Source organism: Ruegeria sp. AD2(2025) (assembly GCF_056542385.1).
In genome coordinates this window covers 284,036-298,211 of the sequence record NZ_JBQFZS010000005.1, presented here as the reverse complement: position 1 = coordinate 298,211, position 14,176 = coordinate 284,036, and the positions used below count along the sequence as shown (strand labels likewise).

Annotated in this window: 13 protein-coding genes; 6 read left to right on the top strand and 7 right to left on the bottom strand. The window is 62.5% G+C overall.

Annotation, left to right across the window (positions count from 1 at the left end; all coding sequences use genetic code 11):
* Positions 1–97 precede the first annotated feature (97 nt).
* The gene (locus ACR1XV_RS13325) at positions 98–883 is read right to left on the bottom strand and encodes a 23S rRNA (adenine(2030)-N(6))-methyltransferase RlmJ (RefSeq protein ID WP_480532057.1); all 786 of its coding nucleotides are present in this window, start codon (positions 881–883) and stop codon (positions 98–100) included.
* A gap of 154 nt (positions 884–1,037) precedes the next feature.
* Between ACR1XV_RS13325 and ACR1XV_RS13320 the strand changes: the two genes are divergently transcribed.
* The 6 genes from ACR1XV_RS13320 to ACR1XV_RS13295 are packed head-to-tail and all read left to right on the top strand — an operon-like array spanning position 1,038 to position 7,597.
* Positions 1,038–2,084 carry a rod shape-determining protein gene (locus tag ACR1XV_RS13320; RefSeq protein ID WP_008756832.1) on the top strand — a complete coding sequence of 349 codons (1,047 nt, stop codon included), beginning with the start codon at positions 1,038–1,040 and terminating at the stop codon, positions 2,082–2,084.
* A gap of 56 nt (positions 2,085–2,140) precedes the next feature.
* Positions 2,141–3,043, top strand: coding sequence for a rod shape-determining protein MreC (gene mreC, locus ACR1XV_RS13315; RefSeq protein ID WP_480532055.1), 903 nt, complete (start codon positions 2,141–2,143; stop codon positions 3,041–3,043).
* Entirely contained in the window at positions 3,036–3,572 is a 537-nt protein-coding gene (locus tag ACR1XV_RS13310) for a rod shape-determining protein MreD (RefSeq protein WP_480532053.1), read from the top strand. Before mreC ends, ACR1XV_RS13310 begins: the two co-directional genes overlap by 8 nt.
* A complete protein-coding gene (gene mrdA / locus ACR1XV_RS13305; protein WP_480532051.1) occupies positions 3,569–5,518 on the top strand; it encodes a penicillin-binding protein 2 in 1,950 nt (649 codons plus the stop codon). Before ACR1XV_RS13310 ends, mrdA begins: the two co-directional genes overlap by 4 nt.
* A complete protein-coding gene (gene rodA / locus ACR1XV_RS13300) occupies positions 5,515–6,654 on the top strand; it encodes a rod shape-determining protein RodA (RefSeq protein ID WP_480532049.1) in 1,140 nt (379 codons plus the stop codon). Before mrdA ends, rodA begins: the two co-directional genes overlap by 4 nt.
* Positions 6,655–6,664: 10 nt before the next feature.
* Positions 6,665–7,597, top strand: a complete 933-nt coding sequence (locus ACR1XV_RS13295) for a 2-hydroxyacid dehydrogenase (protein ID WP_480532047.1) — start codon at positions 6,665–6,667, stop codon at positions 7,595–7,597.
* Here ACR1XV_RS13295 and ACR1XV_RS13290 read toward each other — a convergent pair.
* The 6 genes from ACR1XV_RS13290 to ACR1XV_RS13265 all read right to left on the bottom strand — a co-directional run bounded on the left by ACR1XV_RS13290 (position 7,594) and on the right by ACR1XV_RS13265 (position 14,158).
* Complete coding sequence (locus ACR1XV_RS13290) at positions 7,594–9,609, bottom strand: M3 family metallopeptidase (protein ID WP_480532045.1); 2,016 nt, start codon at positions 9,607–9,609, stop codon at positions 7,594–7,596. The two genes, ACR1XV_RS13295 and ACR1XV_RS13290, sit on opposite strands and share 4 nt — an antisense overlap.
* Before the next feature lie 63 nt (positions 9,610–9,672).
* Positions 9,673–10,719 (bottom strand): HesA/MoeB/ThiF family protein, encoded by a 1,047-nt coding sequence (locus ACR1XV_RS13285; protein ID WP_480532043.1) that lies wholly within the window; start codon positions 10,717–10,719, stop codon positions 9,673–9,675.
* Positions 10,719–11,174 carry a dUTP diphosphatase gene (gene dut, locus ACR1XV_RS13280; protein ID WP_480532041.1) on the bottom strand — a complete coding sequence of 152 codons (456 nt, stop codon included), beginning with the start codon at positions 11,172–11,174 and terminating at the stop codon, positions 10,719–10,721. Before dut ends, ACR1XV_RS13285 begins: the two co-directional genes overlap by 1 nt.
* 27 nt (positions 11,175–11,201) lie before the next feature.
* Positions 11,202–12,398: a bifunctional phosphopantothenoylcysteine decarboxylase/phosphopantothenate--cysteine ligase CoaBC gene (coaBC, locus tag ACR1XV_RS13275; RefSeq protein ID WP_480532039.1), complete on the bottom strand. Its 1,197-nt coding sequence runs from the start codon at positions 12,396–12,398 to the stop codon at positions 11,202–11,204.
* 63 nt (positions 12,399–12,461) lie between these two features.
* Positions 12,462–13,283 carry a ChaN family lipoprotein gene (locus ACR1XV_RS13270; protein ID WP_480532037.1) on the bottom strand — a complete coding sequence of 274 codons (822 nt, stop codon included), beginning with the start codon at positions 13,281–13,283 and terminating at the stop codon, positions 12,462–12,464.
* Positions 13,280–14,158 (bottom strand): RNA polymerase factor sigma-32, encoded by an 879-nt coding sequence (locus tag ACR1XV_RS13265; RefSeq protein WP_480532035.1) that lies wholly within the window; start codon positions 14,156–14,158, stop codon positions 13,280–13,282. The genes ACR1XV_RS13270 and ACR1XV_RS13265 overlap by 4 nt, the downstream gene beginning before the upstream one ends.
* Between the last annotated feature and the right edge of the window lie 18 nt (positions 14,159–14,176).

Below are 14,176 nucleotides of genomic sequence, written 5' to 3'. Positions count from 1 at the left end.
CAGCGCGCCTTTGGCGCGCTGCCGGGCCCAACTCGTTTGACGGCATCTTTGATGCTGGCAAACGGGGCGGGAGCATTTCTGGCCGTCTGGCACCTGCTCAGAGTTTTTCAAACAAACCCGAAAGGCGGCCCATCTCGTCCTCAATCCCAAAGGGCGCGTTCAGCACGAACATACCCGAACCCACCATCCGATGCCCCTCGCGCGCCGGAGGGAACCTCACTTCATGGCAGATCGCCTTGGGATAACCCACTGATTTCAAGGCCGAGATCATGGGCCTGTGCCGTCCATCCGTCAGGATCGGATACCACAACGCAATCACCCCGACATTCCATTTGCGATGCAGCTTGGCGATCACCCCCGGCAGGCGGTCGTAATCCGCCTTCACCTCATAGCTGGGATCGATCAGCACCATCCCCCGCCGCGGCGTCGGCGGCAGCAGGGACTGCGCCAGCTCAAAACCGTCCTGCTGGTAGACCTTCGCACCATAGGGCGACAGCGCCAGCGAAAGCGCCGCGTGTTCCTGCGGGTGCAACTCGGCAAAATGCAGGCTGTCCTGCGCACGCAGAAGATTGGCCGCAATCAGTGGCGACCCGGGATAAGCCGCCGTGCCATGTCGGCTCTGCACCCCCTCCAACACACGCGCCATGGGGTGATCCGCGCCAAACCACCCGTCGCGCTGCGCCCGCGCGATCCCCGCGGCCGCTTCGCCGGTGCGCACGGCCTCGGGTGCATCAAGGCGATACAGACCGCGCCCGGAATGCGTCTCGATATAGCTGATCGGTTTGTCTTTTCGGGTCAGATACCCAAGCACCCATGCCAATAATGCGTGCTTTTGCACATCAGCCAGATTTCCAGCGTGGTAAATGTGTTGATATGAGAGCATTTTGCCTTCTAAAGTCCCTATCAATAAGGCGGAAAGGTGCTGATTGTCGCGGAATCAGCCCTTTAACCGGGCGAGATGGCACCCTATAAGGCATCCGTCCCGGAACCGTCGAGTCGCGGGCAGTGGAAATTCTGACAAACGGGATCAGTAAATTATGGGCATCTTTGGCAATCTGGGCGGCCTGTTCACGGCGGACATGGCTATCGACCTTGGGACAGCGAACACGCTGGTCTATGTCAAGGGGCGCGGTGTGATCCTGTCGGAACCCTCGGTGGTGGCCTATCACGTCAAGGATGGCGTCAAGAAAGTGCTGGCGGTAGGCGAGGACGCCAAGCTGATGCTGGGCCGGACTCCTGGTTCGATCGAGGCTATCCGTCCGATGCGTGAAGGCGTGATTGCCGATTTCGACACCGCCGAAGAGATGATCAAGCATTTCATCCGCAAGGTGCACAAACGCTCGACCTTTTCGAAACCGAAGATCATCGTCTGCGTCCCTCATGGTGCGACACCGGTTGAAAAACGCGCGATCCGCCAGTCGGTTCTCTCGGCTGGTGCGCGTCGCGCGGGCCTGATTGCCGAGCCGATTGCCGCGGCAATTGGTGCCGGCATGCCGATTACCGATCCGACCGGGAATATGGTCGTTGATATCGGCGGCGGCACAACCGAGGTGGCGGTTCTGTCGCTGGGCGACATCGTTTATGCCCGTTCGGTGCGCGTTGGCGGTGACCGGATGGACGAGGCCATCATCTCATACCTGCGCCGCCAGCAGAACCTGTTGGTCGGTGAATCCACCGCCGAACGCATCAAGACCACCATCGGTACCGCCCGTATGCCCGACGATGGCCGCGGCCAGTCGATGCATATCCGAGGTCGTGACCTTCTGAACGGCGTACCGAAGGAAATCGAAATCAGCCAGGCTCAGGTGGCCGAGGCGTTGTCAGAACCCGTGCAGGCGATCTGCGAGGCGGTGATGACCGCGCTGGAAACCACGCCGCCCGATCTGGCCGCTGATATCGTCGACCGGGGCGTTATGCTGACCGGTGGCGGCGCGTTGCTGGGTGATCTGGATCTTGCATTGCGCGAACAGACTGGTCTGGCCGTGTCGATTGCCGATGAAAGCCTGAATTGTGTAGCTTTGGGCACCGGCAAGGCGCTGGAATACGAAAAACAACTGCGCCACGCGATTGACTACGAAAGCTAAGGCGCGCACCCTGATGGGGTGAGAACTCGGGCACGAGCAGCACGGGAAGGTAACCTGTGGCAAAGGACCGATCACAGCGCGATGAATACACGACCCCCTTGCGTCGTCTGCTGCTGGGGATCGTGGTGCTGTGCCTGCTGGCGATCTTTCTGGTCTGGCGCATCGACAGCCCGCGTGTGGAACGGTTCCGGGCGCAGGTGGTGGACAAGGTGGTGCCCTCGATGGAATGGGCGATGGTGCCGGTCACGGCTGCGGTCAACCTCGCGCGGGACTTCCAAAGCTACCAACGCCTGAGCGAGCAGAACCAGGAGCTGCGCAGCGAGCTGCGCCTGATGCGCGCGTGGAAAGAGGCCGCGCTGCAGCTGGAACAGGAAAACGCCCGTCTGCTGGACCTCAACAACGTGCGGCTCGATCCCCGGCTGACCTATGTGACGGGCGTTGTGATGGCGGACAGTGGCTCTCCGTTCCGGCAATCGGTGTTGTTGAACGTGGGGGAACGTGACGGGATCGTCGACGGCTGGGCCACGATGGACGGGATCGGTGTGGTCGGGCGTATCTCGGGCGTTGGCGCGGATACGGCGCGGGTGATCCTGCTGACGGATGCCTCGAGCGCGATACCGGCGACGATCCAGCCCTCGGGCCAGACCGCGCTGATTACCGGGGATAACAGCGCCTCGCCGCTGGTTGAGTTTCTGGAAAACCGCGAACTCGTCCGGCCCGGCGACCGGGTTGTGACCTCGGGTGATGGCGGCGTCTTCCCCGGAGGGTTGCTGATCGGCCAGATCGCCGTGGACCCCGGCGGGCGGCTGCGGGTGCGCCTCTCGGCGGATTTCGAGCGGCTTGAATTCCTGCGGGTGCTGCGGTTCCAGTCGGCCCAGCCCATCCGCGACCCCGGCGGCATCGTCGGCCCGCGCCAGCCCGAAGCAGCACTAACCGCACCGGAGGCCACCGATGGATAGGCCATCCTCGCACCTCTGGATGAAACGCGGGCTGTATCTGGCGCTGGCGGTGCTGGTGATGTTCCTGCACCTGCTGCCACTGGATTCGAAACCGGATCGCTGGCCGTTTCCCGATATCCTGATGGCGCTGACCTATGTCTGGGTGCTGCGTCGCCCCGAATATGTGCCGATCCTTGCGATTGCCTTCGTGATGCTGATGGCCGATCTGCTGCTGCAACGCCCTCCGGGGTTGCTGGCGGCGCTGGTGGTCATGGGGGCCTCGTACCTGCGCACGGCAGCACCGGGGATGCGCGACAGCGGGTTTGTCAGTGAATGGACCACGGTCGGTGCCGTGATCACGGCAGTTTTTGTGCTCAACCGTGTCATTCTTGCTATTCTGTCCGTGCAACAGGCAGCGCTGGGGCCGGTGGTGATACAGGTGGTTCTGACAATTGCGATATACCCGCTGATCGTTCTGCTGAGCCAGAGCGCGTTTGGCGTACGCCGCAAATCCGTCGCCGACACCACTACAGCAGGCGCGCGGGCATGAAACAGCGCAAGCCCAAATCCCAAGGCCTCGCCTACAAACGCCTGCCGCGCCGGGCGCTGGTGCTGGGCGGGCTGCAGGCGGCCTTCATCGGCGGGCTGGCGGCGCGGATGCGCTTCATGCAGGTCGATCAGGCCGACGAATACCGCCTGCTGGCCGAGGAAAACCGCATCAATATTCGTCTGATTCCGCCGACGCGCGGTCGGATTTACGATCGCAACGGGCAGATCATCGGGCAGAACTCACCGTCCTACCGTATCGTGATCGTGCGCGAGGATGCCGGTGATATCGACAAGGTCATCGCCAAACTGTCCGATCTGATCCCGCTGAACGAGGATGAGATTGAGAGGGCGCGCACCGAAATGCGCCGCTCGGCCCCGTTCCTGCCGGTCACTTTGGTCGATCAGGTGACGTGGGAGGATATCTCGAAGGTCGCCGTAAACGCCCCGGCCCTGCCCGGCGTCACGCCAGAGGTCGGCCAGACGCGGCAATACCCGCGCTATGAGGATTTCGCCCATATCGTCGGTTATGTCGGCCCGGTCAGCGACTATGACCTCAGCCAGATCGAAGACCCCGAACCGGTGCTGCGCATCCCCCGGTTCCAGATCGGCAAGGTCGGTCTGGAAGCCAAGCAAGAGATCGACCTGCGTGGCAGGGCCGGTTCAAAGCGGGTTGAGGTCAACGCCACCGGTCGCGTCATGCGCGAGCTGGACCGGCAGGAAGGCCAACCCGGCGCGGATCTGCAACTGTCCGTCGACGCAGATCTTCAGCAATATGCGCAGGCGCGGCTGGCCGGAGAAAGCGCCGCCGCTGTAGTCATTGATTGCGAAACCGGCGATCTGCGGGCGATGGCCTCGGCGCCGAGTTTCGACCCCAACCTGTTTGTGCGCGGTATTTCGGTCGCGGATTATCAGATCCTGACACAGGACAAGTATCGCCCGCTGGCCAACAAAACGGTTCAGGGCACATATCCGCCCGGATCAACCTTCAAGATGGTCACCGCACTGGCCGCGCTTGAGGCCGGTGTCGTTGGTCCCGGCAACACCGTCTATTGCCCCGGCCACCTCAAGGTCGGCAGCCGCCGTTTCCACTGCTGGAAACGCGGCGGTCACGGCATGGTGGACCTCAACACCTCGCTCAAGCGCAGCTGCGATGTTTATTACTATGACGTGGCGATCAAGGTCGGCATCGACAAAATATCCGAGATGGCGCGCACCCTCGGGCTGGGTATCAAGCACGACATCCCGATGTCTGCCGTGCGCGCTGGTCTGGCCCCCAATCAGGAATGGAAGCAACGCACCCATGGTGAGGACTGGCTGATCGGCGATACAGCCAACGCCTCGATCGGACAGGGTTTTATGCTGGCCTCACCGATGCAGCTGGCGGTGATGACAGCAAGGATCGCCACCGGGCGCGCCGTCACGCCCCGTCTGGTCCGCTCGATTGATGGTGTCGAGCAGCCGACCGGCGCAGGTGAGCCGCTTGCGATCAACCGCGCCAATCTGAACTACATTCGCGAGGCGATGTGGTCGGTCTCGAACGACCGGCGCGGCACGGCCTATCGCAGCCGGATTATCGCAGATGATTTCCGCATGGCAGGCAAGACCGGCACCAGTCAGGTGCGCAACATCACCAAGGCCGAGCGCGCCGCAGGTGTGATCCGCAACGAGGACCTGCCCTGGGAGCGCCGCGACCACGCGCTGTTCGTCAGCTTCGCGCCCTATGACAATCCGAAATACGCCATCGCCGTTGTGGTCGAACATGGCGGCGGCGGGTCAAAGGCGGCGGCTCCGGTCGCGCGCGATATCATGCTGCAGGCGCTCTATAACGGCACGCCCCCTCTTGAGGCCTATCCGACCGGGGATCGCGAGCGCATCAAGGAACAACAAAAACGGCTTGAGGGCGACCGCCGCCCCAAAGCGCGTCCTGACGCAAAGGACCGCGCATGAGCTATCTTGAATATGCCGTCAAATCCACACCATCGGGGTTTCGCAAATTCCTCTATATGAACTGGCCCCTAACGCTGCTGCTAATCAGCGTCGCAAGTGCCGGGTTCCTGATGTTGTTCTCGGTCGCGGGCGGATCGTGGACCCCTTGGGCCGAGCCGCAGATGGAACGGTTCGGGCTGGGCCTGACCGTGATGTTCATCATCGCGCTGGTGCCGATCTGGTTCTGGCGGAATATGTCGGTCGTGGCCTATCTGGGCTCAATCGGCCTACTGATCGTGGTCGAGCTGTTTGGCACCATCGGCATGGGCGCGCAACGCTGGATCGACCTTGGGTTCATGCGGCTGCAACCGTCCGAGGTGATGAAAGTGGCGCTGGTAATGGTGCTGGCGGCCTATTATGACTGGCTTCCGGCACATAAAACCTCGCGTCCACTTTGGGTGATCATCCCGGTCATCCTGATCCTGATCCCCACCTTCATGGTGTTGCGTCAGCCGGACCTCGGCACCTCAATCCTGCTGCTGGCCGCGGGCGGAGGGTTGATGTTTCTGGCCGGTGTCCATTGGGCCTATTTTGCCGCCGTGATCGCGGCGGGGGTTGGCCTGATTGCCACGGTGTTCAACAGTCGCGGGACGGAATGGCAGCTGCTCAAGGACTACCAGTTCCGGCGGATTGATACGTTTCTGGACCCCTCGACCGACCCGCTAGGCGCAGGCTATCACATCACGCAGTCCAAAATCGCGCTGGGATCAGGCGGTTGGAACGGGCGCGGGTTCATGCAAGGCACCCAGTCGCGTCTGAACTTCCTGCCAGAGAAGCACACCGATTTCATCTTCACCACCCTGGCCGAGGAATTCGGCTTTGTCGGCGGCATCACCTTGTTGATCCTTTATGGTCTGATCCTGATCTTCTGCATGGTCACGGCGCTGGCGACCAAGGACCGGTTCTCGTCCCTTGTGACGCTGGGCATTGCGCTGAACTTCTTCCTGTTCTTTGCGGTCAATATGTCGATGGTCATGGGGCTGGCCCCGGTCGTGGGTGTACCGCTGCCGATGGTCAGCTATGGCGGCTCGGCCATGCTGGTGCTGATGGCCGCCTTCGGTATCGTGCAAAGCGCCCATATCCACCGCCCTCGCTGAAAGGTCCTCCATGCCCGTCAACGTCCTGTTTTCCGCCCGCCCCGGGTTGTGGCCGGAATATGAACCGCTGCTGCGCAAAGGGCTGGCCAAGGCCGGGTTGGACTTTCATCTGGCCACCGACATTTCGCCCGATCAGGTCGACTATGTGGTCTATGCCCCGAACGGAGGGTTGAGGGATTTCACGCCCTTCACGCGGCTGAAAGCCGTGCTCAGCCTTTGGGCCGGGGTCGAGAGCATTTCGGACAATGAGACCCTGACCGTCCCGCTGGCGCGCATGGTAGACAGCGGGTTGAAACAGGGCATGACGGAATGGGTGGTGGGCCATTTGCTGCGCTATCACCTTGGGATGGACCGCCATATCACTCAGCAAGATACGACGTGGGAGCCTGACGCCCCACCGTTAGCCCCGCAGCGCACGGTCTGCATTCTGGGTCTGGGCGAATTGGGCGAGGCTGCGGCACGGGCGCTGGCTGCGTTGAATTTCCATGTCATCGGTTGGAGCCGCACCACCAAGGACATCCCCGGAGTGATCTGCCTACACGGGGCCGAGGGCCTGCGGGACGCGCTGGCACAGGCGGAAATCCTTGTGCTGTTGCTGCCGGACACGGCCGCGACCACGAACATACTAAACGCTGATACGCTTGCCTTGCTGCCGAGAGGCGCCTGCATCATCAACCCGGGCCGGGGGCCTTTGATCGATGATGATGCCCTGCTGGCGGCCCTGAAGTCAGGACAGGTCGGCCACGCCACGCTGGACGTGTTCCGCACCGAACCCCTGCCGCCCGAGCATCCCTATTGGGCGCAGCCAAACGTGACAGTGACGCCGCATATCGCCTCGGAGACCCGGCCCGTAACCGCCGCTCAGGTCATCTGCGAGAACATTCGCCGAGGTGAAGCGGGCGAGCCCTTTCTCCACCTCGTCAATCGTGATCTGGGTTATTAGGCCGCGATCAATCCGCGGCCTTTCAGAAGGGCTTCGACACCGGGCAGACGCCCACGGAAGGCCAGATACAGGTCCTCGGCCTCGCGTGAACCGCCAGTGGACAGGATGTTATCCTCTAACGCCTTGGCGCGTTCTGGGTCAAAGGCACCGCCTGCTTCCTCGAACGCTGCGAACGCATCCGCGTCCATGACCTCGGACCACATATAGCTGTAGTAGCCCGAGCTATAGCCGTCGCCCGCAAACACATGGGCGAAATGCGGGGTGGCGTGGCGCATTCCGATGGCCGACGGCATTCCCAGATCGGCCAGAACTTCGGCCTGCTTGGCCATTGGATCAGCGGGTGCGGCCCCGTCATGGAAAGCCAGATCGACCAGAGCCGAGGCGACATATTCCACCGTCTGGAACCCCTGATCGAAATTGGCGGCCTGCAGCACCTTGTCCAACATCTCCTGCGGCATCGGCGCGCCGGTTTCGGCATGGGTTGCGAATTCGGCCAGAACTTCGGGCACTTCCAGCCAGTGTTCGTAAAGCTGGCTGGGCAGTTCCACAAAATCCCGTGCCACCGAGGTGCCCGAGATACTCTCATAGGTCACGTTGGACAGCATCTGATGCAGCGCATGGCCGAACTCGTGAAACAGGGTGCGGGCGTCGTCATAAGACAGCAGCGCCGGATCGCCCTTGGCAAAGTTGCAGACATTGATCACCACCGGGGCTTGCGCCTTTGGGAACTTCGCCTGCCCGCGCATCGCGCTGCACCAGGCACCTGAGCGTTTTGAGCCGCGCGCGAAGTAATCGCCAATGAACACCGCGATATGCTGCCCGTCGCGTGTCACCTCCCACGCGCGACAATCGGGGTGATAGAGCGGCACGTCCAGCGGTGCGAACTCCAGACCGAACAGGCGGTTGGCGCAGGCAAAAGACGCCTCGATCATCCGGTCCAGTTGCAGGTATGGCTTCAGCGCGGCTTCATCGAGATCATGTTCGGCCTTGCGCCGTTTCTCGGCATAGTAGCGCCAGTCACACGCTTCCAGCGGGCCGTTGACGCCATCCTCTTGCATCATCGCGGTCAGCACCTCGGCATCTGCGTTAGCGCGGGTTTTGGCGGGCTCCCACACGTCCATCAACAGATCACGCACGCGGTCCGGTGTGCGGGCCATCTCGGTCTCAAGCTTGTAGTCGGCGAAACTGTCATACCCCAACAGCTTGGCACGTTCCTCGCGCAGGCGCAGGATTTCAGCCGCAATCTCTCGGTTGTCGGTCTCACCGCCATTTGCCCCCCGCGCGGTCCACGCGCGATAAGCCTTTTCGCGCAGGTCCCGATGGGGCGAGAATTGCAGAAACGGCACGATGATTGACCGCGACAGGGTCACGACGGGGCCATCCGCCCCCTTCTCCTGCCCCGCGGCACGGGCGGCATCCACAGCAAAATCCGGCAGGCCCTGCAGGTCATCCTCGGTCAGGTCCATGAACCAATCCCGCTCATCGGCCAGAAGGTTCTGGGTAAAGGAGGTCCCCAACGAGGCCAGCCGCGCCTTGATCTCTTGCATCCGCGCGTCGGCCTCACCTTCCAGCGCAGCACCTGCGCGGACGAACCCGCGATGCGACAGCATCAACACCCGCGCCTGCTCGTCCGACAGGCCCAACTCGTCGCGGCGCGCCCACAGATCGGCCACCCGTTGAAACAGCGCCTTGTTCGATGAAATACCCGAGAAATGCGCTGCCAGTTTCGGAGAGAACTCCCGCTGCAATTCTTCGCGTTTGGGATTGCTGTCCGCGCCTGCAACCGTGAAGAAGACCGACAGAACCTTGTCCAACTGCTCACCTGCAGCTTCCAGCGCCTCGATGGTGTTGGCAAAGCTGGGGGCCTCGGGGTTCGCCGCGATTGCGTCGATCTGTGCGTTATGCGCCTGCAGCGCCTGTTCCAGTGCAGGGGCGAAATCACCGTCTGAAATCTCTGCAAACGGGGCGAGTTCGAAGGGCGTGGTCCAGTCGGACAGGATCGGGTTGGTCATGCGGGTCTCCTTTGGTCTTTACCTAGGAAACCCACCCGCGAGGGTCCAGTGCGAGCGGTGAAATTACCCGCCTGCACCGCAGATCGGGCAATCGGCGCGCTGCGACAACGTGATTTTGCGGCTTTCGCCATACAGCGCGTCATAGATCAGCATCTCGCCGCGCAGGGCCTGCCCCGCACCCGTGATCACCTTGATCGCCTCAACCGCCATCATCGAACCAACAACTCCGGGCAGAGGGCCAATCACGCCCGCCTCGGCGCAGGACGGGGCCAGACCGGGGGCCGGGGCCTCGGGGAAGATGCACTGATAGCAGGGCGCGCCGCTGGCGGGATCAAAAACGCTCAGCTGCCCTTCCCATTGCGACAGCGCGCCCGAGATAAGCGGTTTGCCCAGCGCGACGGCGGTCCGGTTGGCCAGATAACGGGTGTCGAAATTGTCGGTGCCGTCGAGGACCAGATCGAAATCGGCAAACAGGTCTGCCGCGATTTCTTCGGTCAGCCGTCGGTGATAGGGCAGGACAACCACGTTGGGATTCTGCGCTTCCATCGCCTGCTGGGCCGAGAACACTTTGGGCATCCCGATATCCGCGTCGCGGTGAATGACCTGCCGCTGCAGGTTGGCGTTCTCGACCTCGTCATCGTCGATCACGCCGATCGTGCCCACGCCCGCCGCAGCCAGATATTGCAACGCCGGAGCCCCCAGACCGCCCGCGCCGATCACCAGCACCCGCGCCTGTTTCATCTTCTTCTGCCCAGGCCCGCCCAGTTCGCGCAGGACGATGTGGCGGGCATAGCGTTCCAGCTCGGTCTCGGTGAACTGATCTGAGGGCATTTTGGGCTCCTTGGCCTCGGCTGTTTCGGCTCGATTTCGCAGCGCTTTCACGCCCCGACCATAAAGCAGAACCAGCACCGCAGAGCCAGCAAGGATCAACCACATCGCTGCAGAGCCGCCAGTTGCCTGACGCAAGGGATTGCCTTCGGGCAAAACCAGTTGCGCAACGATCACCCCGGCCAGCAGCGTGCCAATGGAGACCATTCGCGCAGTACGTGACACGCCGGCCATCCAGCCCACGCCCCACAGCCCGGCGGCAAGGATCAGAACCAGCAGCATCAGCCGCGCCCGGTCGAACCAAAGCCACCCTCGCCCCGGTCTGTCTCGGACAGGGCATCGGTGGCCTCGAAGGTCGCCTGCACCACGGGGGCGACGACAAGCTGGGCGATGCGCTCTCCGTGGGTGATTTCGAACGGATCCTGCCCAGCATTCAGCACGATCACCCCAAGCGGGCCGCGATAATCGCTGTCGATGGTGCCGGGTGTGTTCGGCAGGGTGATACCATGCTTCAATGCCAGACCCGAGCGTGGACGCACCTGTACCTCAAACCCTTGCGGGATTTCGATCCGCAGGCCCGTGGGGACCAACGCGCGCTGTCCGGGGTCAAGCATGATCGAAGCCTTGCCCGGCAGGTTGGCCCGCACATCGGCCCCGGCAGCCCCCGCCGTTTCGTAGGACGGCAACGGGATCGAAGGATCAGACCCATCCTCACGGATCACACAAATTGCAACCATCCCGATACCTCTCGTTCTTTGCGGAAATTACCCTGCCAAAGCTGCAGCAATCTTCTGCGCCAGTCGTTCAGCCACGGCGTCTTTGCCCATGCGCGGCCACTCCTCGGCCCCTTCGTCCGAGATCAGGATCACCGCATTCTCGGACCCGCCCATGATACCCGTTGCCGGGCTCACATCATTGGCCACGATCCAGTCACACCCCTTGCGCGCGCGTTTGGCGGTGGCGTGTTCGATGACACTGTCCGTTTCCGCCGCGAAACCCACCACCAACGCGGGGCGGCCCGTCTGCATCCCGGCGACGCGTTTGAGGATATCCGGGTTCTCGGCAAATTCCAGCGCCGGTAACCCGTCGCGGCTTTTCTTCAGCTTCTTGTCCGAGGCCGTGGCCACGCGCCAATCGGCCACCGCTGCGGCAAAGACACCCGCATCGACAGGCAACGCAGCCTCGACCGCATCGGACATTTCTTGCGCCGTTTCGACCGCGACAACCTGCACGCCTTCGGGCGGCGCAACATCGGCTGGGCCAGTGACAAAAACCACCTCGGCGCCCAGCGCCGCCAGCGCCCGCGCCACCGCTGTGCCCTGCGCGCCCGAGGACCGGTTGGCGATATAGCGCACCGGGTCAATCGGTTCATGGGTCGGGCCAGATGTCACCAGCACACGCTTGCCCTTCAAGGGGCCGTCGCCAAGCTGCGCCTCGATGGCTGCAACAATCTCAAGCGGTTCCGACATGCGGCCCGGGCCGTATTCACCGCATGCCATGTCGCCCTCATTCGGGCCGACAAACCGAACGCCATCGGCCTGCATCTGCGCCAGATTGCGCCGCGTCGCCGGGTGATCCCACATCCGCACATTCATCGCGGGCGCACATAGAACCGGCGTATCGGTCGCCATCAGCAGGGTCGAGGCCAGATCATTGGCCAGCCCCCCCGCCATCTTGCCCATCAGATCAGCCGTCGCCGGAGCCACCACGATCAGATCGGCCGAGCGCGACAGCTGGATATGCCCCATCTCGGCCTCATCCGTCAGGTCAAACAGATCGCGATAGACCTTTTCTCCGGCCAGCGCCGACACGGATAGGGGCGTCACGAATTCTTCAGCCGCGCGGGTCAAGACCGGCGTGACGGATGCCCCACGCTCGCGCAGACGCCGGATCAGATCCAGTGCCTTATAAGCAGCGACTCCGCCACCGATAATCAGCAGAATGCGTTTGGATGCCAGCATCTCTAGCCCTTCCCGTCCCGGTCGACCCCGACATTAGGCAAGGCGGTCGGGCAGTTCCAGCAGTTAATTCTGAGTCTCGAAGGCCTTGCAGGGGTCTTCACGCTCGGCCATCGGGCTGTCGATCACCGCGTCAAACTCACCATTGATAAAACCATCTTCGGACTGCCCCAGCACAAAGACCTTCAACCCCGGGCGCAAGCGCGACAGAAACGTGGGAATGCCGCGGTCCTTGCGGGCATGGCCGTTGCCGGTAATCACCGCGATCGGACCGCCGGTTTCATCCGCAGCGCGCAGGATCGCGCGGGTCAGGACCGCATCGCGCAAACGCTGGATCGCCACCATCTGCGGCAAAGCCTCGGCAGGCAGCGCGTCGCAATGGGCCGCAAGTTGATCGGCCTCGCGCGCGGCCTGATCCTCAGGCGACAGTGGTACGGTCAGCCCATAGCGCGCCGCATCCGCGCCCAGTGCGGTGGCGGCTCCGCGCTCCATCGCGGCACGCGCAGCTGTGCGGGGCACCATCGCCCCGTAGACCGGCACATTTGCAGCCTGAAAGACAGGATAATACATGCTGAGAGGCGGCCAGCCCGATTCAGCCCAGCGCAGAATTCTGGACAGCTCCTCCGGGTTAGACACCGCTTTTTGCGCCAGTCTTTGCGCGCCTTCCTCGGTCACCATCTCCCACACGACAGCCGAAGGGGCGATGGCCGCGATTGCTTCGGCCTGCACAAGGTGATGCTGCGGATTGTCGTGAACCTCACCCAGGATGACTACATCGGCCGCCTGCATGTCGGCCAAAACATCCTCGGGAATCATATCAGCCGCACGGCCTCTGTCAGGCACGGTGGCAAGCAACAGAATGGCCGCAAGAATCGCAAAAGGTTTCATGCGAAGAAGTGTTGCACCTCGCGCGATTGCGCTTCAAGGTTCTTGCGCATTTTCACGAAGGCTGCCGCCTCAAGCTGGCGCACGCGCTCTTTCGACAGGCCCAATTCTTTTCCGAGGCTTTCCAGCGTCCGCACCGGGTCGCGCAGCTTGCGTTCGCGCACGATAAAGCGCTCGCGCTCATTCAGGGCCTGCATCGCGGTGACCAGCCATTCGCGCAACTGCCGCGTGTCATGGCTGTGCTCGACTGCCTCGGCGGCCTGTTCACGATCATCCTCCAGCGCGTCAATCCACTCGCGCCCATCCTCGTCCGCCGACTGCACAGCGTTCAGTGAGAAATCAGACCCGGCAAGCCGCCCTTCCATCATTTCGACATCGCGCAGGGGAACTCCGATCTCGGTGGCGATCATCTGATGCAGCTGATGCCGATCCAGCTCGACCCCTTCGGTCGCGGCTTCACGCTCCAGTCGCGCCTGTACCCGGCGCATGTTAAAAAACAGCGATTTCTGGGACGAGGTCGACCCGGTGCGCACCATCGACCAGTTGCGCATGACATAATCCTGAATGCTGGCCTTGATCCACCAGACGGCATAGGTCGAAAAGCGTACGCCCCGATCCGGATCGAACTTGTCGGCGGCTTTCATCAGGCCCAGACCGGCCTCTTGAATCAGATCGTTCATCGGCGCGCCATAGCGCTTGAACTTGGCCGCCATCGAAATCGCCAGCCGCATATAAGCGGTGATCAGACGGTGCAGGGCCTGTTCGTCCCGGTCATCGCGCCAGGCATAGGCCAGCCGCAATTCTGTCTCGGCATCCAGCAGTTCCGCCTTCATCGCCTGTCGGGACATCGAGAAATCGTTTGCGTTGTCCAGTGCCATGAAACTCTCCCTTTGCCA